At 47.5% G+C, this 24,676-nt stretch carries 25 protein-coding genes and 1 pseudogene; 7 read left to right on the top strand and 19 right to left on the bottom strand.

What is annotated here, in order from left to right; all coding sequences use genetic code 11:
• Positions 1–25: 25 nt before the first annotated feature.
• Positions 26–913, bottom strand: a complete 888-nt coding sequence (locus BWI93_RS21300) for a PE-PGRS family protein (protein ID WP_141217557.1) — start codon at positions 911–913, stop codon at positions 26–28.
• A 140-nt stretch (positions 914–1,053) separates the two neighbouring features.
• Here BWI93_RS21300 and BWI93_RS21295 point away from each other — a divergent pair, with 140 nt between their 5' ends.
• Positions 1,054–2,550 (top strand): DUF4301 family protein, encoded by a 1,497-nt coding sequence (locus tag BWI93_RS21295; protein ID WP_094815030.1) that lies wholly within the window; start codon positions 1,054–1,056, stop codon positions 2,548–2,550.
• A 62-nt stretch (positions 2,551–2,612) separates the two neighbouring features.
• On the opposite strand, the gene BWI93_RS21290 is transcribed toward BWI93_RS21295, so the two are convergent.
• The 13 genes from BWI93_RS21290 to tilS all read right to left on the bottom strand — a co-directional run bounded on the left by BWI93_RS21290 (position 2,613) and on the right by tilS (position 13,932).
• A complete protein-coding gene (locus BWI93_RS21290; protein WP_094815028.1) occupies positions 2,613–2,999 on the bottom strand; it encodes a RidA family protein in 387 nt (128 codons plus the stop codon).
• Between the two features lie 13 nt (positions 3,000–3,012).
• Positions 3,013–3,657, bottom strand: a complete 645-nt coding sequence (locus BWI93_RS21285; RefSeq protein ID WP_255157985.1) for an SCO family protein — start codon at positions 3,655–3,657, stop codon at positions 3,013–3,015.
• 37 nt (positions 3,658–3,694) lie between these two features.
• Complete coding sequence (locus BWI93_RS21280) at positions 3,695–4,090, bottom strand: hypothetical protein (RefSeq protein WP_094815026.1); 396 nt, start codon at positions 4,088–4,090, stop codon at positions 3,695–3,697.
• Positions 4,091–4,156: 66 nt separating this feature from the next.
• On the bottom strand, positions 4,157–5,845 hold the full coding sequence (gene recN, locus BWI93_RS21275; RefSeq protein WP_094815024.1) for a DNA repair protein RecN: 1,689 nt from the start codon (positions 5,843–5,845) through the stop codon (positions 4,157–4,159).
• Between the two features lie 61 nt (positions 5,846–5,906).
• Complete coding sequence (locus BWI93_RS21270; protein WP_094815022.1) at positions 5,907–6,128, bottom strand: hypothetical protein; 222 nt, start codon at positions 6,126–6,128, stop codon at positions 5,907–5,909.
• Positions 6,121–6,558 (bottom strand): N-acetyltransferase, encoded by a 438-nt coding sequence (locus BWI93_RS21265; RefSeq protein WP_094815020.1) that lies wholly within the window; start codon positions 6,556–6,558, stop codon positions 6,121–6,123. The genes BWI93_RS21270 and BWI93_RS21265 overlap by 8 nt, the downstream gene beginning before the upstream one ends.
• Before the next feature lie 22 nt (positions 6,559–6,580).
• A complete protein-coding gene (locus tag BWI93_RS21260) occupies positions 6,581–7,489 on the bottom strand; it encodes a DUF4835 family protein (RefSeq protein WP_094815018.1) in 909 nt (302 codons plus the stop codon).
• Positions 7,490–7,510: 21 nt separating this feature from the next.
• Positions 7,511–8,707, bottom strand: coding sequence for a bifunctional phosphopantothenoylcysteine decarboxylase/phosphopantothenate--cysteine ligase CoaBC (gene coaBC, locus BWI93_RS21255; RefSeq protein WP_094815016.1), 1,197 nt, complete (start codon positions 8,705–8,707; stop codon positions 7,511–7,513).
• A gap of 71 nt (positions 8,708–8,778) precedes the next feature.
• Positions 8,779–9,099, bottom strand: coding sequence for a DNA-directed RNA polymerase subunit omega (locus tag BWI93_RS21250; protein ID WP_094815014.1), 321 nt, complete (start codon positions 9,097–9,099; stop codon positions 8,779–8,781).
• A 32-nt stretch (positions 9,100–9,131) separates the two neighbouring features.
• Complete coding sequence (locus BWI93_RS21245) at positions 9,132–10,037, bottom strand: outer membrane protein assembly factor BamD (protein ID WP_094815012.1); 906 nt, start codon at positions 10,035–10,037, stop codon at positions 9,132–9,134.
• A 217-nt stretch (positions 10,038–10,254) separates the two neighbouring features.
• A complete protein-coding gene (locus BWI93_RS21240) occupies positions 10,255–11,190 on the bottom strand; it encodes a D-2-hydroxyacid dehydrogenase (RefSeq protein ID WP_094815010.1) in 936 nt (311 codons plus the stop codon).
• A 121-nt stretch (positions 11,191–11,311) separates the two neighbouring features.
• Complete coding sequence (locus BWI93_RS21235; RefSeq protein WP_094815008.1) at positions 11,312–12,499, bottom strand: aldose epimerase family protein; 1,188 nt, start codon at positions 12,497–12,499, stop codon at positions 11,312–11,314.
• A 92-nt stretch (positions 12,500–12,591) separates the two neighbouring features.
• Entirely contained in the window at positions 12,592–13,932 is a 1,341-nt protein-coding gene (tilS, locus tag BWI93_RS21230) for a tRNA lysidine(34) synthetase TilS (RefSeq protein WP_094815005.1), read from the bottom strand.
• A 60-nt stretch (positions 13,933–13,992) separates the two neighbouring features.
• Between tilS and BWI93_RS21225 the strand changes: the two genes are divergently transcribed.
• The 4 genes from BWI93_RS21225 to BWI93_RS29050 all read left to right on the top strand — a co-directional run bounded on the left by BWI93_RS21225 (position 13,993) and on the right by BWI93_RS29050 (position 18,264).
• Complete coding sequence (locus tag BWI93_RS21225; RefSeq protein ID WP_176454294.1) at positions 13,993–15,573, top strand: OstA-like protein; 1,581 nt, start codon at positions 13,993–13,995, stop codon at positions 15,571–15,573.
• Positions 15,574–15,741: 168 nt separating this feature from the next.
• Positions 15,742–16,368, top strand: a complete 627-nt coding sequence (locus BWI93_RS21220; RefSeq protein ID WP_094815001.1) for a T9SS type A sorting domain-containing protein — start codon at positions 15,742–15,744, stop codon at positions 16,366–16,368.
• A gap of 175 nt (positions 16,369–16,543) precedes the next feature.
• The gene (locus tag BWI93_RS29055) at positions 16,544–17,272 is read left to right on the top strand and encodes a hypothetical protein (protein WP_255157984.1); all 729 of its coding nucleotides are present in this window, start codon (positions 16,544–16,546) and stop codon (positions 17,270–17,272) included.
• 41 nt (positions 17,273–17,313) lie between these two features.
• Positions 17,314–18,264: a hypothetical protein gene (locus tag BWI93_RS29050; RefSeq protein ID WP_255157983.1), complete on the top strand. Its 951-nt coding sequence runs from the start codon at positions 17,314–17,316 to the stop codon at positions 18,262–18,264.
• 73 nt (positions 18,265–18,337) lie between these two features.
• Here BWI93_RS29050 and BWI93_RS21210 read toward each other — a convergent pair whose 3' ends face one another.
• On the bottom strand, positions 18,338–19,291 hold the full coding sequence (locus tag BWI93_RS21210) for a hypothetical protein (protein WP_094814999.1): 954 nt from the start codon (positions 19,289–19,291) through the stop codon (positions 18,338–18,340).
• A 399-nt stretch (positions 19,292–19,690) separates the two neighbouring features.
• Between BWI93_RS21210 and BWI93_RS21205 the strand changes: the two genes are divergently transcribed.
• Positions 19,691–21,448 carry a phospho-sugar mutase gene (locus BWI93_RS21205; RefSeq protein WP_094814997.1) on the top strand — a complete coding sequence of 586 codons (1,758 nt, stop codon included), beginning with the start codon at positions 19,691–19,693 and terminating at the stop codon, positions 21,446–21,448.
• Positions 21,449–21,523: 75 nt separating this feature from the next.
• The gene (locus BWI93_RS21200) at positions 21,524–21,970 is read left to right on the top strand and encodes a GreA/GreB family elongation factor (RefSeq protein WP_094814995.1); all 447 of its coding nucleotides are present in this window, start codon (positions 21,524–21,526) and stop codon (positions 21,968–21,970) included.
• An 81-nt stretch (positions 21,971–22,051) separates the two neighbouring features.
• Here the strand turns inward: BWI93_RS21200 and atpH are convergent, their stop codons facing one another.
• The 4 genes and pseudogenes from atpH to atpB form a co-directional block, all read right to left on the bottom strand.
• Positions 22,052–22,591, bottom strand: coding sequence for an ATP synthase F1 subunit delta (atpH, locus tag BWI93_RS21195; RefSeq protein WP_094814993.1), 540 nt, complete (start codon positions 22,589–22,591; stop codon positions 22,052–22,054).
• Between the two features lie 47 nt (positions 22,592–22,638).
• Positions 22,639–23,133, bottom strand: a complete 495-nt coding sequence (gene atpF, locus BWI93_RS21190; RefSeq protein WP_094814991.1) for a F0F1 ATP synthase subunit B — start codon at positions 23,131–23,133, stop codon at positions 22,639–22,641.
• Positions 23,134–23,276: 143 nt separating this feature from the next.
• Positions 23,277–23,533 (bottom strand): annotated as a pseudogene (atpE, locus tag BWI93_RS21185) (ATP synthase F0 subunit C).
• 72 nt (positions 23,534–23,605) lie between these two features.
• Complete coding sequence (atpB, locus tag BWI93_RS21180; protein WP_094814989.1) at positions 23,606–24,670, bottom strand: F0F1 ATP synthase subunit A; 1,065 nt, start codon at positions 24,668–24,670, stop codon at positions 23,606–23,608.
• Positions 24,671–24,676: the final 6 nt, after the last annotated feature.

Genomic DNA, 24,676 nt, shown 5'->3' with positions numbered 1-24,676 from the left:
CACTTAAAGCCACAGAAAAGCGTTTTTATTTGCGGGGATAAAAGTACAAATGAGCCCGAATATTATTCCGATCTTCACTTAGGGTATAGTAGCCGGAGCGGTCGGTAGCAAAAGCGATCGCTTCACCCTGCGGTTCGGGAAAATAGGGCATCACGCGGGCCGATCGCTGCATCGTTTGAGCGATGCTTTCCCCTGAATTTCGTTTCCAGTAATACACTGTGAGGTAATCTTTCATGAGAATTTCCTGGCCATCGGGCGAAATATCAGCCGCAGTAATCATGGTTTGGGAAAGGCTGGCGACGTTTTCCGCAGTAATCACTTCCGTGGTTGATTGCGGGTAAGGTAAACGATAGAGGTGCGTACCCGAAGAAACTTTGGAAATGATGTAAATATCCAGCGTTTGAGGATCCACCATCAGGGCTTCCGCGTCCCACTGGCCATCGGGATAGCGATAGGTAATGCGTTCAACGTTGGATACGGAAGCGTTTCCCGACAACGTTGCTGGATTAGGCTCCGGAAAACGGTAAATGGCGTGGGTGGAATACTGGTTGAGGTTATCGCCCGTATCGCCTACATAGAGCGTGGGTACTCCATCCCGAACGGCAGCGGCCATATCTTCCCAGTCAAGGTTGGTGGCGTTTTCTACCGTGACAGTAGCTTTCCATTGGGCATTAGTCGCATCGAGTAGAAAAATGCGGTTGGGGTCACCGGAATCGTTGTGCGTCCAGATAAAATTGGGCTGGTGTCGACTAACCGCCAAGCCAGAAGCTTCGTATATATCCGCATTATTGAGAACCCCTCGACTCACCGCGGAACCAAAAGAAGTGTTCTCAGATGGCCCCGGAAAGAGCTGATCGCAGGCGGTGAAACCGACGAGTAAGCCTAAAAAAATAATCAATCGATAAGAAGTCATAACCTTGGGGTATTTTTCAAAAACTTTAACCATTATTTACAGTTAATTCGTGTACTTAAGTGTCTATTTTTAACCAGAATAATTCCTAGCTGTTTCTAGTCACCGTCTTATTTTTCAGCCTCAACGTTTCCTAAGTAATCATGTTTTCTACCAAAGATTTAGAGCAAATTGAAGCCAAAGGTATTGAAGTCCAAACGGTCGAAAGCCAGATTCAATACTTTGTCAATGGATTCCCCTGGATGAATCTAACCCGTGCCGCTACTCCTAAAGACGGCATCCTGCAATTATCGGACGAGCAAATCCAGGCCGCTCTGGATACCTACGAAACTTACGTACCTACCTTACGGATTGTTAAATTTGTACCCGCTTCGGGAGCTGCCACACGGATGTTCAAATCCTTATTTGGATTCCTGGAGGGCGGAAAATCGGATAAGTCAGTCGATCAGTTTTTCGAGCGGTTACCAGAGTTTGCTTTCTATGACGACTTGAAAGCAGCTCTAGCCAAAGACGGTCTTGACATCGAAACGGCGGATCAGCAAACCATTGCGGCATACTTCCTCACGGGCAAAGGTCTGGATTATGGTTCATTGCCCAAAGGATTGTTGAAATTTCACCGCTACGCCGAAGAAAATCGTACCCCGGTGGAAGAACACCTGGTCGAAGGAGCAAGCTACGCTCGTTCCAAAGGCGAAGTAGCCATTCATTTCACGGTATCGCCCGAGCACAAGGCTAAATTCAAGGAACTGATTTCGGAACAGGCTCCCGAATACGCCGAGCGACACAATCTGAATTTTGTTATTGATTTTTCGGAACAAAAAGCCTCTACCGATACCATTGCGGTTAATCTGGACAATACGCCTTTCGTCGATAAAAACGGCGGCCTGTTGTTCCGTCCGGCGGGTCACGGTGCCTTGTTGGCTAACCTCAATGACGTAGAAGCAGATCTGGTATTTATCAAGAACATTGATAACGTCGTACCGGATCGTCTTAAAAATACGACCACGATCTATAAACGGGCCATCGCTGGAACGTTACTGCAAACGCGGGAACGCATTTTCGGCTACTTAAACCGTCTCGACAGTGGAGATACGAGTCAGGCGTTAATGGCGGAAATCGATGAGTTCTTACGTCGGGTCTTGTGCGTAGAGCCGGTAGAAGGCTTCTACGAGTGGCCCGTTGAAAAAGTAGTGGAATATTTCCGCACCAAGCTGAACCGACCCATCCGGGTTTGCGGCATGGTACAGAACGTAGGCGAGCCGGGTGGTGGACCGTTCTGGGCGAAAAGCTCCGATGGTACCAGTCAGCTACAGGTAGTAGAATCCGCTCAAGTAGACATGGATGATGAGGAACAGAAGAATAAATTCCTGAAAGCGACGCACTTTAACCCGGTAGATCTGGTCTGCTCCTGGACCGATTACACGGGAAAAGCCTTTGATCTGTTGAAGTACCGCGATCCGCAAACGGGCTTTATTACGCAGAAATCCAAGGATGGTAAAGACCTGAAAGCTCAGGAATTACCCGGACTTTGGAACGGTTCCATGTCCGATTGGAATACGCTGTTCGTCGAAGTACCCCTGATCACCTTTAACCCGGTGAAAACGGTGAATGATCTTTTACGCGACGAACACAAAGCGTAAGGCGAACGGTATATAGCATAAAAAAAGGCTGACCTCCGAGTCAGCCTTTTTTTGTAGAAATGTTATTCCACCACTGCCGTAAACTCTATTTCAATCAGATATTCCTGGGCTACCAGTTTCCGAATCTCGTAAATGGCCGTTACGGGTTTGATCTCCCGGAAAAACTCACCGTGAGCCCGCCCAATGTCGTCGAATTTGCTGATATCAGTCGTAAACATGCGGGTACGTACGACGTCGCTCAGACTGGCTCCGGCTTCTTCCAGAACCTTCGCAATACGCTCAATGATATTTTTGGTTTGAGCGTACGCATCGTCGGCCCGTACGGTTTCACCATCGACAATGGCTACTGTTCCGGCCACTTCAATGAGATTGCCGATTCGCACGGCCCGGCAGTAACCGACCCGATCTTCCCAGGGTGAGCCGGAGAGAATATTCTGACGTGAAGACATGAGGGAATGAACGTTAGTTTTCTTTTTTGAGTAATTCAATCGCTTCGGATACTTCGCCTACTACTTCATCTTTGGTCCCATCGTAAATGCCGCGAATACGTCGCTGCGGATCTATGACGATGAAGGCACCGCTATGGAGTAATCCACCGGGCTCATCGGAATCTTCTTTGGCCGAAACAAAATAGGCGTTTTGTCCGATGTCAAAAATTTCCTTGCGGTCGCCCGTCACGAAGTACCATTGTTTCTGTCCGTACACCCCCAGATCCGTTGAATACTCTCTCAAACGTCCGACGCTATCCCGTTTGGGATCGATGGAGTGGGAGAGAAACATGACCTGAGGATCATCTTTAAACTTTTGATACAGCTTTCGCATTTCCATTGTCATTTTCGGACAAATGGTAGGGCAGGTGGTAAAGAAGAAATCGGCGATGTAAATCTTACCCGCAAAATACTTCGCGGTAACCGTATCCCCGTACTGACTGGCAAAAGCAAAATCAGGAATCTGGTGGTAGACCGTATCGGTTACTGTTTTACCCTCGACTACGCGGGTTTGCACGCCATTGCGAGGCCCTAAAATGGGTAGACGCGACGATTCTGACTGACAGGCTAGTACTAAAGTGATGGCCAGCATCAGGCAGGCAACGGAATACATTTTCATAAGAAAAACCTGGGAACCGGTTCTAGGTGAAAAGAACCTACTTTTTCAAAAACGCTTTGGCGGCGGCTACGCTGCTGTTGGTTTGTTCTTCAACGGCCGTGACCTTCTTTTTTTCCGCCTCCAGATAAACCCGGCCCTGATCAGCGGATAAATCCAGTAAGGTATCCCCGTTGTAGTGGGCCATCCAGTCGTTCATGCCTTCTTCAGCTTTTGTCAGGGCCAGAATCAGGCTGTCGCCCTGGGCACGCGTGGTGGTATCCTTGGCCACCTGTTGACGAATGGCTTCGCGAAGGTCTTCAATCTGCATGTACGGACCCATGATTTTATCATGCATGCCTTCTACTTCTTTCTGAAACTTGCTTAAATCTTCGCTGGGGGGATTTTGGCAGGCCGCTAAAGATACGCCCAGGGCCAGGAAAAGATATTTTTTCATACACCTGTAGTTGGGGAAAAATAAAACGGAAAGAGCGAGCTTATCCGCTGGATGCTCGCTCTTTCCCTACAAATCAAGTTTATAATTGGTTCGTTCGGTCATGTTTTGCGACAGCAGCTCACGGGCGTTATCCACGATGGCTTTGGATGGTTTGGCCCCGCCGATCATCTGAGCAATTTCCTGTACGCGTTCTTCCGTACTAAGCTGACGAATCCGCGAAACCGTACGATCCGCCGAGTGATCTTTGTACACAAAATAGTGGGCATTGCCCTTCGCCGCAATCTGGTGCAGGTGGGTAATGGCGATGAGCTGGTGACCATGGGCCATATCCAGCATCATGTTTCCGACTTTGATGGCAATTTCACCGGAAATTCCCGTATCAATTTCATCAAAAATAATCGTAGGGAGGGAACGCTTGTTGGCAAGAATGTACTTGACGGCCAGCATCAAACGGCTAAACTCACCGCCGGAAGCCACTTCCCGCAATTGTCGGGGTTGCATGCCTTTGTTGGCCGAAAAGAGGAAACTAACGGTATCAATTCCCTGACTGCCGGGCTTGCCCAATTGATGATCCACAACGAGGCGGCCATTGGGAATGCCCAGATCAGCCAGCAAACCCGTCACCAGATCATCAATCTCACTGAGTACGACTTTGCGGGAATCGGAAAGTTCCCGGGCCGTGTGTTCCAATTGCTCCCAGGCCTGATGAGCCGCGGTTTGAGCCGCCGCCAGATCCTCATCCAGATTGAGTACTTTGGCTACTTTCTGTTCCAGGCTGGCCTGAATTTGCAGCAAGTCGGCAATCGTAGTAACGTTATGCTTTTTCTGAAGATTGTAGAGCAGACTCAGGCGTTCCTGCACGACGGCAATTTTCTCGTCGTCAAGCTCCACGGATTCTTCTTCTGACTCCAGGTCGGCTACCACGTCTTTCAGTTCAATTAAACAACTCTGTACCCGGTCGCGAAGCTGGGCGTATTCGGTTCCATAGGTACTAATCGCTCCCAGGTTCCCAACTACACTCTGCATCCAGCCAAGAATACTTTGTTCCGGATCATTAAGGTAACCGATGGCAGCCGCCAGTCGTTGCTTGATTTCTTCGGCGTTTTCCAACGTCGTCAGTTCGCGTTCCAGTTCGCTTTGCTCGTTAGCTTGAAAGCGTCCTTTACTGAGTTCGTCGAGCAGAAAAGAATTGTAGTCAAACTCTTTACGGATTTCCTTAGCCTCCGCCTGCAGGCGGTCATAGGCTTCCTGTTTTTTACGGAATTCCCGAAAATGTTCTTTATACCGATCCAGAATGGCCGTATTCTGGGCGTACGTGTCGACAATCTGAAGCTGGTATTCCTGTGAACCCAGCAGGACGGAATCATGCTGGGAATGCACGTCCATCAGCTCGGAACCAACCCGGCGTAAGGTCTCCAGATTGACGGGCGTATCATTGACAAACGCCCGCGATTTTCCCGAAGGACTAATCTCCCGGCGAATGATACATGTGGTGTCGTAATCGATTTCCTCTTCTTCGAAAAGGGTTTGAATAAAGTAGCCCGAAATATCGAATTGCCCCTCAATAATGCACTTTTTGGAAGGGTCCCAGAGTACTTTGGTATCAGCACGGTTGCCACGTAATAAACCAATGGCTCCCAGCAAAATGGATTTACCCGCTCCTGTTTCACCCGTAATGATGTTGAGTCCGCCATTGGGCGAAAGCTCGAGCGATTCAATCAGAGCATAATTCTGTATGAGCAGATTTGAAAGCATGAGTCAAAAGAGGATCACCTTCGAATTTCAAAGGTACAAAAGGATGGTGGGCTGTTAAATACTAAAAGGCGGTAGTCTTATCGTACACAATTTCCTCAATGTCCCGCACGGGGTAGCGGCGTTCGCGTAACAGACCATCTTCCAGAATCAGTTCCTGGTTTTCCTGGCCCAACAGTCGCCCCGCATACGTAATGCCATTGCGTAAGACTACGTTCAGGTGTTTGCCCGTAAGTCCGGGTAGGGTGGGATCGGTGGCTGGTAGTCTGACTAGTCGTTTACCCATGGTAAGTCATTACGTAATGGTTTTTAATTTCTGCGGTACATACCAGCCCGTGTCGTTCATAGAAGCGGCGGGCGGATTCATTAACCTGCAGGACGGTTAGCTGCAAAGGTAAAGCTCGTTGCCGGGCTTCAGCCTTTAATTGTTCCAATAAAACCGAACCAATTCCCTGATTCTGAAAGGTAGGTAATAAATACAGTTCCGACAGAAAAATTTCATCCGTCCGACGCTCTACCCGGAGCGTACCCACGGGCGTTTCGTTCTGACAAATGATCTGCGTAAGCGACTGCTGGTAGGTTTGTTCAAAAAACTCCCATTGAATCCGCTCGTACCAGGCTCCCCAGGTTTCTACCACATACAATCCCAGGGCTTTCTTCTTGACGAAATAAGCCCAATCTCTGTCTTCCGTAGTAGCCTGGCGAAGCGTAATCATAGAGGAGAAGAACGAAGAATCCTTACTTGGTAAGTCTTCGATACGAATCCGTTTTGGTGGGATCGAGTTGGGATAAGACCTGAAACGCCTGCGTTTTTTCGGCCGCCGTACCCTGCGAAAACAACTGAACGATTTCTTCGGACTTGGCGTCAAAAAAACTGTTAATTAAAATAGAAGTAGGTTTCAGCTGGATGACCTGCCGGATGTCGTTCAGGACGCCGAGAATATTCTTCCGGGCCTGATCGGGCTGATCACTGAACGCATCCATGGAAAGCCGATGGTACGTATACAAACCTTCCCGAAAAGGAATCATTTGCTGATTCTGAAGATTTTCGACCAACCAGTACCGGCTCCGTTGATCGCCCCGCTGATCCCAGCCGGAAAACCCACCATTGGAAGCCAGATTGGCTACGTTATAGGCCCGCTGAATCCAGGCTTCACCGCCGCGTTTGCCGAATGAATCGTAGTCCAGAGCCAGAGCAATGTAGCTGTAATAGGCCAGCATGGATGTAAGATTATCCGAGAAAACGTTATCGTTAAAATTCAGCGGGTTTTCGGGTAGGTATTTAAAGGAAAACGCCCGATCTACGTACCGAAGCAGTACACTTTCGTAGTTGGTGCCAAAAATGGGGCGGTTTACCTGAATAATGGCTTGTCCTTCGTAATCACCCTGAGCAGTAGCCTTCTGAAGATTGATGGAAATATCCAGGTGAATTTTTTCCTCCTGACGAAACTGATCATTCGTCCAGCGGCGGCCGTTCACAAAGTCCGTCATGGCTCGCTGTAATTCGCCGTAAATCTGCTGAGCGTTGTTGGCTTGCTGGTTTACCCGTACCTGGTCCGTCCGTAGCGTAATGTTACAGGCCAGTTCCTGGGCGGAGGCCGTACCCCAAATGGCTAGCGTACATAGAATGGAAAGCAAATATTTCATAAAGAACACGGGGATGGATGCTTACAAATACGCGGCAATGGCCTTTAAAATATCACTGGCCACTTCCGTCTTACTTTTCAATGGATAGTCCGTCAGTTGCTGGTTACGATCAATGACTGTGATTTGATTCGTATCATAACCAAAGCCGGCACCCGAATGATTTAACGAATTTAGGACGATTAAGTCAAAATTCTTACGGATCAATTTTTCCCGGGCATTCGCCACTTCATTCGTCGTTTCGAGAGCAAAGCCGACGAGCAACTGATCCGAACGTTTTTGTTGACCCAGGGTAGCTGCAATATCAACGGTTTTACGCAGTTCAATGGTAAAGCTCGCTTCCGTTTTTTTGATCTTTTGCTCCGCTACCACGGTAGGGGTATAATCAGCTACGGCTGCTGCCAGTATGGTCACTTCCTGTTCGGCAAACACTTCCCGACAGGCTTCGTACATTTCCTGAGCCGAGCGTATCTGACGCAAGGTGACTGACGGATGCGGCGAAGCCAGAGCCGTGGGGCCGCTGACCAGTGTTACCTGGGCTCCCTGAGCGGCCAGCTGCCCGGCCAGTGCGTAACCCATTTTCCCGGATGAATGATTGGAAATAAAGCGTACGGGATCAATGGCTTCCTGCGTTGGGCCTGCCGTAATCAGCACTTTCTTATTTTTCCAGGGCGTTTGAACAAAATGGTTTTCCAGTACAGCTACCAGTTCTTCGGGCTCGGCCATGCGTCCCTCGCCGATCAAACCACTGGCGAGTTCGCCATAGCCTGCCTGAATAATGGTATTGCCAAACTGCTGAAGTCGGTTCAGGTTTTCCCGCGTAGCTGGATGATGGTACATATCCAGATCCATCGCCGGAGCCCAGTACACCGGACAGCGAGCTGACAGGTACACGGCCATCAACAAGTCATCGCAGTGACCCTGAGCTGCTTTGGCCAGCGTATGGGCCGTTGCCGGAGCGATGATCATCAGATCAGCCCAAAGGCCCAGTTCCACATGGTTATTCCAGACACCCGTCGTATCGTTCGCTACCAACTTGGTGTACACCGGTCGTTTGGAAAGCGTACTCAGCGTGAGCGGCGTAATAAAGTCCTGAGCCGCCTGGGTCATCACTACCTGTACTTCCGCTCCCGCTTTAATCAGTAAGCGTACGAAAGAGGCCGTTTTGTAGGCGGCAATGCTACCCGTAACACCCAGTAAAATTCGTTTTCCCGTCAGCATAAGCTAAAAGTCTACTAATAAAAAACCTCCGCACTCGAACAAGTACGGAGGTTTTCCCAAAGCCAAAAGGATTAGTCTTCGCTTGGTAATTCACTCCGGTAACGCCAGTTTACGCGTTCTTCAATGTACTCTTCAATAGCCAGAGAAGCCGGTTTGGGCTGACGCTCGTAATGTTTGGAAATTTCGATCTGTTCGCGGTTCTCGAAAATTTCTTCGAGGTTATCTACCGTAGAAGCAAATTCGGAAAGCTTCTGATTGAGTTCTTCCTTTTGCTTCACTGACAATTGTTTTGCACGAGACGCCATAATGGCTACTGCCTCGTAAATATTGCCGTTGGTTTTAGCGGCCAGTTTGTCCGTGTCGCGAGTAACGATAGAAGGATTCGCGGGCATATCTTTACTAATTTTATGGTTACGTAATGGAATTAATTCGAAGAGCCACCCAAACGTCCCGCATTAGCCGGTTGCGTTGTTTTCTCTTTATCTTTTTGAGCGGCTTTTGCTAAACGTTCCTGTTCAGCAAGATCGGCCGATTTTTTAACGGAATCTTCGTAGAAACGTTCCGCTCTCTTGAGGAACTTGCTTTTGGGGAACGTATCCACAAATTCCTGGTAATACTTCACAACGTCGTCGTAACGTTCCTTTTGCTTGGTATATAAGCTGTTCTGGGCAAAATCATACTGGGATTGTACCTGCAGATAGGACAGTTCTTCATTATAATCTGAATCGGGGAATTCCTTTCTAAAGTTATTCACCGCATACACCGCTGCCCGATAATTCTGAAGGTTCGTTGGACTGGTTTTGTAATACAACTTGGCCCGTTCATAGGCTTTCTTTTCCAGCTTCTTCCGCGATTCTTTAATGATTTTGGAAGCTTCTTCCACAAATTTACTTTGCGGATAGGTGTTGATGAAGCTCTGCATTGCATCCATGGACGTCAGCGTACTGGCCTGATCCAGGTAATACGGCATTGAGGCCCGGTAGGAGGCATACGAGCTCATATAGAGAGCCTCTTCGGCGTGCTCGCTTCGACCAAAGGTTTCATAGAAACGCTTGAATTGAAACGAAGCTACTTCGTACTGCTGAAGATGATAGTTACAGTAGGCTTCGTAGAACGTAGCCATCTCCTGTTGGTCCGAGCCTTTAAGAATGGGCTTGAGTTCTTCAAACAGCAGTACGGCTTTATCATAATCGCCTTTTTTGTAATACGTCAGGGCGGCCTGGTATTTCTGTTCGTCAGTACCCTTTTTACGAAGTTTCTCGAAATTCCCGCAGGAACTAAAAACGAACGTAATGCCCAGAAAAAGAACTAAATACCGAATAGTCTGCATAAGTCCGCAAAGATACGTCTTTCCTGTTAGAGTTAACAAGGCTTCCGTAGGTTTTTAAGAGAGTGGAGAGACTTGGTAACGAAAAAAGGAGACGTTTCGTCACTCCGGCAGACTACTAAATATTATTTTTTTAGAAAATGCTACCTTAATCGGCTGTAAACGAAGGCTTGGTGGCCCATTACGCCGAAAAAATCAACCATTAGATCACACCCTTTTTCTAATAGCCTTTCTGCGGATCAATGATATTTTCGAGGGGCTCATGGGCTAGAAACTTATGTAGATTGTTCAGGAAAACATCAATCAGATCCCTGAATTCTTCGGCGTATCCGCCACCCGAATGCTGGGAAAGAATCACATTGGGGCAATCCCAAAGCGGATGAGCATTGGGTAAGGGTTCCTGCTCCGTTACATCCAGTACGGCTCCCGCAATATCACCGTTGAGCAGTGCCTGTACCAAAGCGGGTTCGTCCACTGTCGAGCCGCGTCCTACGTTGGCGAATACCGCCGATGGATGCATACGGGCAATCATTTCTGCCGAAACAAAACGGGCCGTTTGCTCCGTACCCGGTAGCGTATTGATGATGACTTGAAATTCACCGATGCCTTCGATAATCGCCTCGGGAGTACGAAAACGGGCTTCCGGATTGCTACGGCCGAAGAACGCAATTTCGCAGTCAAAGCCACTGAGAATTTTACGGCAGGCCTGGGCAATACTACCCGTCCCCAGGATCAGTACTTTTTTCCGCCGAAGCAGGCTCATCTCCATGCGTAGCGATTGACCTACCCATTCATTACGACTGCGAAGAATACCCAGCCAGTCCATTTTCCGGTAAAAAGCCAGTACACCACCCACGGCAGTTTCCGCACAGGGTTGGGCGTAAAATCCCTTCATATTCGTGAGTTGAGCTTCGCTTTTCAGGTTCTGATACTTGTCAAATCCTACGGAATGAAGCTGTATCCAGCGAAGGTTCTCGGCCGCTTCGAGGAGTTCAGCCGGCGGATTTCCAAAGACAATATCGGCCTTTTTGATGTTTTCCGCCCGTGTTGCCTCAGTAATATCAATCTCAAAAACCGCGTCAATGGATTCAGGCAGTTTTGATAGAAAATACTCCTTTTCTTCGACCCGTACGGGAAGTTGAACGTATAGATTCATGATCGTGTAGCAAATGAAACGTAGATTCCGTTAAAAAACTCACTCCAAGAAACGAAACGACGCGGAGGGTACCTAAAGCGTCATACTTCAGCACCCTCCGCGTCGTAGGAATGAGGCAATCTTATTTACGAACCGAGAAACGGTATTCCGTCGTCGAGGTATACGTCTGACCTGGTTTCAGTACCGTCGAGGGGAAAGTAGCCTGATTAGGCGAATCTGGATAATGTTCTGTCTCCAGGCAAAGGCCAGACCGCTTTTTGTAGTTGACGTTGTTTTTGCCCGTCAGTTTTCCATCCAGGAAATTACCCGAATAGAATTGAACGGCGGGCTCAGTCGTGAGCAGTTCAATGGTGCGGCCCGTAGTCGGCTCGTAGACCATTCCCTGCGATTTCAGGCCCGTACCGGCTTCGTCGAACACCCAGCAATGATCATAGCCACCGCCGTTTTTGATTTGTTCGTCTTTGGTATCATTAATCCGTTGACCTACGACAGTGGCCGTAGTAAAGTCAAACGGAGTACCTTTTACGTCCTGGAGTTTACCCGTTGGAATCAGGTCGGCACCTACGGGGACAATCCGGCTGGCTTTGAGTTGTACTTCGTGTCCCAGAATGTCACTCGTACCACCCGTCAGGTTAAAATACGTGTGGTTGGTCAGGTTAACCACGGTTGGCTTGTCCGTCGTTGCCTCATAGTCAAGGCGAAGGGCATTGTTATCGCTAAGCGTATAGGTTACGGTTGCCTTAAGCGTACCGGGATAACCCTGATCCCCGTCGGGACTAACCAGCGTCAACTTTAAGCCTACCGTTGAATCTGTTTTTACTTCTTCAGCCGTCCAGACTTTCTTGTCAAAGCCTTCCGTACCGCCGTGCAGCGAGTTTGGTCCGTTGTTGATGGGCAGTTTGTAGGTTTTTCCTTCCAGATTAAACTGGCCTTTGGCAATGCGGTTGCCGTACCGTCCAATCAACGCTCCGAAGTACGGAACGTTCGGTTGCCGATAACCCGCCAGCGAGTCAAAGCCCAGTACGACGTCACCGAGCTTGCCTTCTTTATCGGGTACGTGAATTTCGGTAATGATGCCGCCGTAGTTGGTGATTTTCACCACCATTCCCTGATCGTTGGTCAGGGTGTAGAGATCGACAGGCTGATTGTTAAGCGTGCCGAAGGCAACTTTCGTAATCGAAGCAGACATAGTGGAAGCAGTAGTAGAATCTTGGGTAGTGGTAGCCGTTTTTTCGGAAGACTGGCAGGCTGCTAAGGCCAGTCCCAGGAGCAGGGTTACACTTCCGAGGCGAAGGAATGAATGAAGCATGGTTACGAGGTTTAGGAAAAGATGGTCAGACGAAATCGCTTTCCAATCGATAGAAAGCAAAACTATCGGCTTTCTGTTAGATACAAATGCATTTATGAAAAAGTAGTTTCTGCAAGAGACTGCTCTCGGTTGATTTCTACCCGTACGGCCGTCTGCGTTTTTTCGGTGATTTTGAACCGTTCATCTACGCGGTAGCCCACAATCCAGGCAATCTGGCCCTGGGATTCAAGTACGTAAACGCGATCTTTCTCCATACGGGGTATCTTCTGATTGACCAGAAAATCACTGACTTTCTGCCGTTTGCCAGCTAAACCCAGGGGGCAGAACCAATCCCCCGGTTGCCAAATTCGCAGGGTGAGTGGAAAAATCAGTGCCGCTGCATCCAGATAAGCTACCCGTGAGTTCGCTTTCCAGGAAAAATTTTCCAGGCGTTGCAACATAAGGCTGAAAAACGGTGTATAAATAACAGCCGGAGCATCCGGAATGGTTTGTACGGAGGGAGACGAGGTTTGCCGAAGCTCCAGCAGCCAGCGTTGCCGATCGAGTACCAGCTCATACCGGGCAGAGAAATACCGGGTGCCGGGCTGAGCCCAACGGTTCTGGTAAATAGCCTGACATTGTTGGTAGGAAAAGTCATAGGCCTTGAGCGTTTCAGTCAATACGAACAGGGGCTCGGGAAAGGCATCCAGCGAGGACAATGAAATTTCGTGCGTTTGAGCCACCTGCTGTTGCCAGGATTGCAGTTGCTGGGCGATAAATCGTTCGGCGGCTTCCATGCGGTCGAGGGTCGTGCGAAAGGTACCGAGCATATTGGGATTTAGCTCCTGTAACACTGGAACCACCTGATGGCGGAGCCGATTGCGACGGTAGGCGTCTTTCTGATTGCTCGAATCTTCGACCCAGACTAAGCCCTGTTCAGCCGCATAGGCAGCCAGTTGTTCCCGGCTGAAGCCCAGTAAGGGACGAATCAGGGTAGGCGTTTGTGCGGGAATACCGCGAAACCCCGCAAGTCCCGTACCCCGAACCAGATTCAAAAGGACGGTTTCCAGGGAATCATTAAGGTGATGAGCTGTCAGAATGTAGGTGTAGCCCTGATCCGTTCGCAGACGTTCAAACCATTCATAGCGTAAGGTACGGGCGGCCAGTTGGGTGGATAAACCTTTCTGACGGGCGATGGTTAGCGTATCAAAGCGTTGGAGATAAAAAGGGACACTCTGCTGCTCGGCAAGCGTTTGCACGAAAAGCTCATCCCGAACCGATTCGTCTCCGCGTAATTGAAAATTAACGTGAGCAATGCCGTACGCAAAGCCGGCTTGTCGGATTAAATGAGTAAGTACGACCGAATCCAGTCCTCCGCTAACGGCCAGCAAAAGCCGATCCTGGGAAGAAAAGAGTTTTCGCTCGTTAATGAATGCTAAAAATTCGGTCAGCACGCTTGCGAATGGTTAATTTTGCCCATGCAAATGAAACACTGGCAAAGATATATTTTAGGGTTGCTACTCTTCCTTCCACTCTGGGGATGGGCTCAGAATCCCACGCCCGCTCCGGCAGGAAAAGTAGTGGATGTAGATTATTCCGATACACTCTGGGTGGACCAGACGGTCGGTAATACCTTTCTGCGGGGAAATGTACGCATGCGACAGGGGAATGTCGTCTTGCTCTGTCATCTGGCCAAGAAAAATGACCTCATCAACGTCGTCGAAGCCTACGGAAATGTGAAAATCATCCAGGGCGACAGTCTTACGCTGACGGGTGATACGGCGATGTACTTTGGCAACACCCGGCAGGCCAAGATTACGGGCCGCGTTGTGACGCTGAATGATAAGGTGTCTACGCTGAAAACCCGTAAGCTCGATTACGACATGAATTCGAAAATCGCCAGCTACAATACGGGAGGGACGCTGGTGGATAAAACCAGTACCCTGGTGAGTAAAGAGGGCTATTACAATACGGCTACCAAGCTTTCGGTATTCAAGCGAAATGTGAAAGTGAAGAGTCCGGAAACCGATTTATTTGCTGATTCACTCCGGTATAGTACCCTTTCCAAGGAAGCCTATTTTATCGCTCCTACGCAGATTATTTCAAAAAAGAAAAAGCAGGAAGCAGCCAACGACACGCTTTTTACATCCTCAGGTTCGTATAACTTGAATTCGCGGATTTCGAATTTCAGGGGACGTTCGACGGTACGTATGCCCAACAATGATTTAACGGGTGATTCACTGTTTTACGACCCCATTACCCAAATCGGCATTGCCCGAGGAAATGTAGTCATGGTGGCGAAGAAAGACAGTGCCATACTAACCGGACAGGTAGGAAGGTATTTCGGTAAAACGGGCATTTCGCGAGTATACGGCGAAGCGTTGTTACAGAAATTTTTTGCCAGGGATACCTTATTACTCTCCGCGGATACGCTGATTTCGCAGGAAATACGTGGGGTCAAAGACACTACCCGAAGGTTTATTGCGGATCGTCATGTACTGATTTTCCGTAACGATTTACAAGCCAAGTGTGATTCACTGGTCTACAATCTGGCTGATTCACTGATTTCCTTTTATAAAAAGCCGACACTCTGGAACGGCCAGAATCAGTCGGAAGCCGATAGTATTTTTGTCCGTTTAGTAAATAATAAGATGCGGACGATGTATCTCAACCGACGAGCCTTTATTATTGCCAGAGATACATTGATTCAGTACAATCAAGTGAAGGGTCGACGAATAACGGCTTATTTTAATGCGGATTCAAAACTCGATAATACACTGGTAGAGGGGAATGGCGAAAGTATTTATTTCGCTAAAAAAGATGATAGTAAACCGATTGGCATGAATTACGTCCAAGCTTCACGGATGCGGCTTCATTTTAAGGAAAACCAAGTGAAACGCATCGCTTTTGTGGGAAGTCCGGACGGTGTATTAAGACCTCCCAAAGAAGTAACGGCGGACAATCGGGAGCTGGATGGGTTCAATTGGCGGGAGAAGGAAAGACCTACGCGGGAAATGGTTAAACGCTTGCCAGTCAAGCAGGTTAAGCCTACCCCAGTCAAGAAAGTAGAACCAACGGCTACCCTGAAAAAGTGAGAAAATTTGGGGAAACCAGGGTAGAAAATATTTGGTATGCCTTTTTCTCTGAGTAATTCACAAAAGTAAATTATTTAGTGTTAATACTTGTTAAAAACTTGGTTATCAAACGTATATGGCTACATTTGCTCCTGCAAAAAGTAGCGATTGCATTTCATACAACAATTTATGAAACACCTTTTACTCTTTCTGTACGGCATTTCAATCGTCCTGTCTTCAGCAGTGACGCTTGATACGTACGCTCAGGGAGAGCCGAAACGCAGTCGACTTGACATTAAACCAAAAGCAAAATCTGCGGTCGTTCCCCAACAAATGAGTTCTTTTTTCTATCCCAAAGCCGAAATGTCACGGGAGGTAAAGTTGAATCGTTCGACGGCCGTTAACGAATATTATCGTACGCTTTTACGGAATCGTCCCAAGTCGACGGGCTCCCCTAAAACGGATCAACCACTAGCTCCCTTAGCGGTAGTAGCTACGGAACCACTGGCTTCTGAAGAAGCCAATCCATCGACGGAAAAACTGTACGTCAGCGATAAAATCACGATCTCCAATCTGTATCCGAATCCAGCTAACGATCATGTAGACGTAGAGTATGCCATAGCAGCTAACGCTGGCGATGCAAAAATTACCATTTACAGTCCGTTAGGTATGCAAGTGGCGGACATTATGCTGGATCGCAGTGAACGTAAGCAACGTATCACTACGTCAAATCTTCCGAACAACATTTATTTTTATCAGCTTTCGCAGGAAGGAAGAACATTAATTACGAAGAAATTACTGGTACGTCATCCCTAGTACGACCTGAAAAAATAATAGAAAGAGCTTCAGAAGAAATTCTGGGGCTTTTTTTGTAACGCCTTACGGGTGATTTTCGTATTTCTGCCGACGAGCATGTGACATTCTATACACAGCTCCGTAACTTTCGATTCTCAAGTCAAATCCCATTTTTGTTCCTTTAAAACTGAATACCTTGTTTAGAATTGGCATTTTCTTCGGTGGCCCGGCTCGCGAACGGGAGATTTCATTTTTAGGCGGAAAGACAACCTATACGGGGCTGGACCGCTACTTGTTCGAGCCCATTCCCGTATTTATTGATGGTCGGGGAAATTTTATCCTGCTTGAAACGCAGTACATGGAAGCGGCTTCCATTCGGGATTTCTACCCGCCTCAGTCATTCGTTCGCACGGAAGGATATCCGTTTCGGGTCTACGAAGAGTCACTGGAACTGACGCCTGAACAGGAGGAGAACATGATTAGTCAGGTAGGTAAACGCCTGATGCCGCACGAATTCAGGCAGTATTTTGATTTCGCTTTCCTGGCCGTGCATGGTCCTCAACTCGAAGATGGAGCCATTCAGGGCTTGCTCGAATGGTATGGAATGCCCTACTACGGCTCAGGCCTTATGGGTTCAGGAATTGGTATTGATAAGATTACCCAGAATCAACTCATTCAACAAACGGTAGGCTTGAACAAGCGACTCTTTTCGCTGAGTAAATCGGAATGGGATGAGTTCGATCGGGAATTGCTTTTTGAGCAGGTTAAACAGAATGTAGGATTTCCTTTTGTGTGTAAAGCTCCGCATCAGGCTCGTCCATCGGCGTATCCTTTATTCGCAAGGACAGCCAGGAAGTATTTGAAAAAGGCGTACGGCAAAGCTTCTTTCAACAGGAAATTCGCCCCGATGAATGGGTTTATTTAAGTGATGAAGAGAAGGGAGCTTTTTTACAACGCGTCACAAACTTGGATGAAGGCATTGCTTTTCCGCTCACACTCAATGGCGAAACTACCATTGCTCACCCGGCTGATTTATGGAAAGCCCTTGACGAACAGTTTGCGGCCCAGTACTGTATTGTTATGCTGAGTTCTATTCACGCCGAGGACGCGGTATTGTTTGAAAGCTTTGTGTACGGACAGGAGTTTAGCTGCGGCGTAATTCAGGATTTTGACGGTTCTCCGCTAGCCCTGCCTCCTTCGGAAGTAATTAAAGCCGATGAAGATGTAGTATTTGATTTTGCCACGAAATACCTGACCAACACCGTACGCAAAGGAATGCCTATCCGTACCAGTTTGGAAAATAACCAGGAAGTACATCGGATGGTAAAAGAAACCTTCCGCCTGCTGGGTTTTGGCGTTTGTACCCGGATCGATGGGTTCCTGACACCGGCTGGAGAAGTGTTACTGCACGATCCGAATACCTTGCCGGGTATGTCACCCAGTTCGTTCATCTTTAAACAGATGGCTGAAATCGGGTTAAATGTTACCGACTCACTGACGTACTTTATTCGGTTCTCCATCCGCGAACGCATTCGTACGGGTAAATTCACGACGCTGTTACGCCAGCAACTGGCTCGTCTTGATGAAGCGATTGAGCAACGCGTAGCAGGGCTTCCACAACGGGAAGTTAAAACGATTACATTTACAGCGACGGATGAATCGTATGAGCTGGCGAAGAAACTGTACAATGTCCTGACGGCTTCTGCAGAATATCGTCCCGAAATCATCTATACACACTCGGATGGCAGGGAACTAATTTTAAATGCTGCCTTTATGGCTAAACCTTCCATCGCTGATCTGGAACTTTCTTTGAGTGAACCTTTACATCCGCTCATTGAAGAATGCCGGATTAATGCCGCCGCTGTAACAACGTTCCTGACGGGCGAGTTAGTCCCATCTATGCTCGTACGTTCTTAGTTTGTTTTAAAGGACACAAAAAAATACCGCTCGAAATCCGAGCGGTATTTTTATTACAGCTATGATAATCAAATTATCTTACTACGAATTCGCCCTGGCCGATTTTAAAACCTTCGGCGTACAGCTCAACGTTATATTTACCTTTTTTGTACTGCTGACCACGCGTGTACAGCATCTCAACGACGGGCCGATTGTTAGAGTACTGAATCGACTGTTTGTAGGTATACTGCATGTCACGTCCCTGGAAAGAGAAGATGCCTGAACCCGTTTCAGTATCCGACAATACGGCACCTTCGGGATCAACCACACGCATCATAATGTCTTTCGATTCCTCTTTCGTCAGCGGGTTGGGAGCCAGCGTAAAGGCTACTTTAATTTTATCTACGCGTTTGCCTTTGTACTCGTTCTCATCATTTGAGCGAGTCTTTCCTTTCTTGTTAACGGCCAATACACGTACATTCTCAGCCCGAAGTGCGGAACCAATCGTTACTTTATCAGCTAACTCCTGGTTGCTGGTACGAAGCGTACTAACCGAATCACTATACGAACGACGGGTATTATCCAGGTCCGTACGGATAGTGGTATTTTCCTGCGTCAGTTGCTGGTTTTGATTCGTTAACTGACCATTTTCTTCCTGCAAGCGGGCAATTTCTTCATCTTTTTGGGTCAGAATTGCCTCATATTCTTTAATCTTCTTGGTATACTTAGCAATTGAGACATTTTTGGTCTTTAACAAAGAGGCTTTGTCCGCTTCGAGTTGCACTTTAAGTTTTTGTAACTCTTCGATGTTTCCACCTAACTGTTGTACTTGAGCAATTTTAGCATCCAATTCTCTAGAGATGGAATCCAGACGGCTGTGCGTGATAGCCAGGTCCCGGGCCTTGATACTGATTTCAGTCGATTGCTTATCGGTCTCCGTTTTTTCCTGGAACAGCAAGAAACCTAATACGCCTGAAATGGCCAACATTACTGCAAAGGCAGCTCCCCAAATTCCGCTAGATGATTTGTTTTGATTCGTAGTCTCCATAGTTATACGCTATTACGATGGATAAAGGGTTAAAAATGAAATTCAACAAAAAATAAGAGTGCGTAAAAAAGAGGACGATTAACTCCGGCTTTTTACAGGTTACTAAAATCTGGTGCAACGAGGCCCTAACATTTTAGTAAATAAGTGGTTAATGTAATGGGTTGATTTGTAACTGATTCTCATTTCATATTAACGAGATTTTAATAATGGCTGGATTTGTAAAGCCGTAAATTTTTTCGACGAAATGTACAAAGACTTGTTTCACAAGTAAAATTCCCCGTAAGATTGTACTACTATTTAGTAAGCATTTTAGTAGTAGAATTCTTTTTTACTCCGTGATGCACAGAATTTTGTAGTTTCCTCATACATCTTAATTTTTTATCAACTTTAACTACCTATATGTCAACCGGTCTCGACGCGATTATCCGCCAGAAAGTACAGAATTGGGTTTCTGGAAACTACGATGAAACAACCAGAACAGCGGTTCAGAAACTGCTGGATGAAAAAAATGATACGGAATTAACCGATGCCTTCTACAAAGAATTGGAATTCGGTACGGGTGGATTACGTGGCTTGATTGGCGTAGGCTCAAACCGTATGAACAAATACACGGTAGGGGCGGCTACGCAGGGTCTGGCCAATTATTTGAAGAAAAGTTTTCCCAGTCAGGAAATAAAAGTAGCCATTGCTCACGACAGCCGGAACATGTCCCCTGAATTTGCTCAGGTAACGGCGGATGTCTTCTCCGCGAATGGAATCAAAGTATTTCTCTTCAAAGAACTACGTCCAACGCCCGAGCTCTCGTTCACCATTCGCTTGCTGGGTTGCCAGAGTGGAGTAGTCATTACAGCCTCTCATAATCCGAAAGAGTACAACGGTTACAAAGCCTACTGGAACGACGGTGCTCAGGTGGTGGCTCCGCACGATAAAAACATTATCACGGAAGTCAACAACATTCAATCCGTTGACGACATCAACTTTCAGGGAAATCCGGATTTGATTGAAAAAATTGGTGAGGAAGTCGACGAGAAGTACCTGGAGCAGGTGATTACGAAGAACGTAGTGAATCCGGGCGTAATCGAGCGGCAGAAAGATTTGAAAATCGTGTATACGCCGATTCACGGAACGGGTATTACGCTGGTGCCGAAAGCCCTGGAAAAGATTGGCTTTACCAATGTAACGATCGTTGAAGAGCAGGCAACACCGGATGGAAACTTCCCTACAGTCGTATATCCGAATCCAGAGGAGACGGAAGCGATGACCCTGGCCATGAACAAGGCCAAAGAAATTGATGCGGATCTGGTGATGGCAACTGACCCGGATGCGGATCGCGTAGGTTCAGCCGTAAAGAATGCCGATGGAGAATGGCAGCTACTGAACGGCAATCAAATGGCTAGTTTGATTATCTTTTATCTGTTACGGGCCTGGAAAGAAGCGGGTAAGTTAACGGGCAAGGAATTCGTAGCGAAAACCATCGTAACGACGAATCTGATCGATAAAATGTGTGATCGGTACGGCGTGAACTGTTACAACACGCTGACCGGTTTCAAATACATTGCAGGAGTAATCCGTGATCTGGAAGGCCGCGAACAATTTATCGGTGGTGGGGAAGAAAGCTATGGGTATCTGATCGGTGATGCCGTACGGGATAAGGATGCGATTGCTTCCTGTGCCATCATTGCGGAGCTGGCTGCTTACGCAAAAGACCAGGGGCTGAGTCTGTTTGACATGCTGACAGAGATGTACATGGAAAACGGCTTTTACTACGAAGGACTGATTTCGCTGACGAAAAAAGGAAAAGAGGGAGCCGAAGAGATTCAGCGAATGATGAGCGACATGCGGAACAACCCACCCGCCGAAGTTGCCGGATCAAAACCCGTTACCATTCTGGATTATCAAAACCTGGTATCTAAAGACGTAGCGACGGGTCAGCAAACACCGATCGCGGCGGAAATGGGTATTGAAAAGTCAAACGTAATTCAACTGATCCTGGCGGATGGTACGAAGGTATCGGCTCGTCCGTCGGGTACGGAGCCTAAAATCAAATTTTACGTATCCGTGAATGCTCCGCTGGAGAAACCAGAAGATTTTAATACGACGTATGATTCCCTGAAAGCGAAGGTAAAACAAATCCAGGAAGACCTGGGACTGAAATAAGCCGTCGTTTGTTGTTTTGAAAGAAGGGCTGGTGAGCATTCTCATCAGCCCTTCTTTAGCTATACTACATCAGTTATGAATAAAACTACGATCATCGAACGCTTAAAGTCGCTGCTGGATGAGAAAGTGAGTATTGCTTGGAATGCCATGCAGGCGGCTCAGGCTTCCGCCAATGAAGAAAGTAAGAGTTCGGCGGGCGACAAATACGAAACGGGTCGGGCGATGGCCCAGAATGAGCGGGATCGCTACGCCCAGCAATATGAAATCCTGCGGCAGGAACGCTTACAACTCGAACGGCAGGAACTGGCTGCCCACTACGAACGCGTGGAGTTTGGATCGTTAATTGAAACCTCTGAGGGGTGGTTTCTCATTGCCATCAGCGTAGGCATAATACCGGTAGATACTGAAAAAGTAGTTGTGATTTCACCCGGATCACCGATTGGGAGTCAGCTATTAGGTAAGCGGGTAGGGGAGCATTTCCAGTTTCGAGGTAAATCCTGTTCGATTATACGAATTGAGTAAAACCAAAAAAAACCCGCCAAGTGGCGGGTTTTTTCTAACTGTATGCAAACAGGTAAAAAATCAGAAATAACTGGTACTAAACTAACTTTGAGCAAACTGAATTTTTAAATCATTCAAGCGACTCTTAATCGAATTATCAATCTGATTATCTCCTACCCGAAGTAAATAACCCCCAATCAAATTGGGGTCTACGGTCTCCGACAGTTCAATCGTCTTGCCCGTCTGTTGAGATACCACCGCTTTGAACTGAGTCCGCTGGGCATCCGTCAGAGGTGAAGCTGTCGTAATATGGGCTACCTGGATTCCTTTTAGCTCTTGGTACTGTCGGTTGAATTCCCGAGCAACAGAAGGTAAAATAGATTCCCGATTTTTTTTCGTAATGATTTCAAAAATCGAAAACGTCACTGGACTCACACGGGACTGAAACAGGGCTTTCAAGATTTCCAGTTTCTTCCAGTGTTTAACGATAGGACTGTGTAAAGCCAGGGAAAAATCACGGTTGGTTTGGCAAATCTGCGTAAACAACTGCATATCCTCCTGCACTTTATCCAGCACTCCTTTTTCCTGAGCCAGCCCGATCAACGATTTGGCATATCGAAACGCTACGCTTTGGTCAGACATAGTGATAATACGTATTTATAACGACGCTTTGTCGCCGTAGTACGTAATTAGTTCAATTTGGCATCTTTCAGCCAATCATTCACAAGAGCTTCCTGAGAAGTCTTGTCAGATAATTCGCGACGAAGTACCTTTTCAGCAATTTCCAGAGCGATTTTAGAAGTCTCGTCTTTCAGCTTCGATACGGCAGCCGCCTGCTCTTCGCGGAAAGTCTTGCGAGCTTTTTCGATTTCAGCTTTGGCTTCCTGAGCGGCTTCATTTTTTGCCGTGGCAATCATTTTCTCAGCCGTCTGGCGAGCCTGTTTCAGGATCGCGTCGCGTTCGATGATGGCATCGGCTTTGGCCCGATCGTTATCAGCTTTCAGCTGAGCCATTTCGTTACGCGTTTTCTTGGCGAGTTCGATAGCGTCTTCAATCGACTTTTCGCGTTCGTTCAGGCTCGACAGGATGGGTCTCCAGGCATATTTGCCCAACACGAAAACCAGGAGCAGAAAGAAAACCAATTGCCAGAAAATCAGACCAAGACTCGGGGTAATTAAGTCCATGACGTTGGAACTAGTTTGGGTTGAAAAATCAAATAGCGGCGAATGCCTATTTCTTTGTTTGTTTCACTCAGTGAGAAGAACATCGGGCCCGGTCACCTAATGCAAGCCGGGCCAGATGTCAGAATTTCGGCTCGAGGTGTGAATTACTTCACAGCTACGAGAAGACAGATTACCGCACCGAACAGGGCAACGGCCTCTACGAAAGCAGCTACGATCAACATCGCACCTTGTACTTTTCCAGAAGCTTCAGGCTGACGAGCGATAGCTCCATGGCAGTACCACCGATACGACCGATACCCAGACCTGCACCAATAGCAACTAAGCCTGCACCGATTGCCGCACCAAGGTATGCTAATGAAAGTCCACCTTCTTGAGCAACTTGTAAGAGAGTAGTCAACATGACTGTTTTATTTATTAAAGTGAAACAAAGAATGTATTTAAAAAAGACTGTAAAGAGCAAGCAAAGACGCTATTAATGATGATCATCGTGGTGATGCTCTTCAACGGCGGCTCCAATGTAACTGGCCGTAAGAACGGTGAAGATATACGCCTGTAACACCGCTACCAGCAATTCGATCATCGTCATGAATACCGTAAAGGGACCTACGATTACACTCAGAGCGGCTGATTTGAAAATGAAAATCAAACTCAGTAAGCTCAGCAGAATGATGTGACCAGCCGTAACGTTCGCAAAAAGACGAACCATCAGGGAGAAGGGTTTCATCATCATCCCTACAATTTCAACGGGCGTCATCACGATCAGCATCCATTTCGGTACACCGGGCATCGCGAAAATGTGCGTCCAGTAGGCTTTGCGACCGTTGAAGTTTACGACGATAAAAGTCAACACGGCCAGCGTAAGCGTTACGGCGATGTTACCCGTTACGTTGGCAGCACCCGGCAACAGACCCAGCAGGTTGTTAATCCAGATGAAGAAGAAAACGGTTAACAGGTAAGGCAGGAAGCGACGGTAGTGCTTTTCGCCGATATAGTTTTTAGCTACCTCATCACGAATAAAAATGATGAAGGGTTCCAAGGCCGATTGCAGACCCTTGGGAGCCTTGCCCTGACGCTTGGCATAGCCACTCTTCACGATCGAGAAAATGGTGATCAGCAGCAGGACGCTAATGATCAGCGACATTACGTTCTTCGTAATGGAAAAATCATAAACATGTGATCCGTCTTCTGACGTAAAATGCTCATGATGTAAGTGGAATCCATCATGCTCGCCTGAACCATGATAGAATGCGTTCGAGGAGTAGATGTTGAAGCCCCGGGTAGGCGTGTACAGCATAACCGGAAGCGGAATAGCAAAGTGTGATTCGCCAATCGTAGCCAGGTGCCACTGGTGCTCATCGGCTACGTGGTGAAGAATCGTTTGACCAGGGTTAAATTCTTCCGTTTTTCCATGCTCATGGGTAGCTTCTGCATGGCCTTCGTGCTCGTGCTGAGCAAAAACGGCTTGCGAGCTAAAAACAGAAAGAGCAAAAGATAAAATACTGATTGCAAAGACTTTAAACGATCGATTGCGGCTCATCACGTA

This window comes from Siphonobacter sp. BAB-5385, assembly GCF_002261125.1.
In the GTDB taxonomy this organism is placed as follows: Bacteria; Bacteroidota; Bacteroidia; order Cytophagales; family Spirosomataceae; genus Siphonobacter.
The sequence above is the reverse complement of the archived record's forward strand: the minus strand, read 5'-3'. Positions and strand labels throughout refer to the sequence as shown.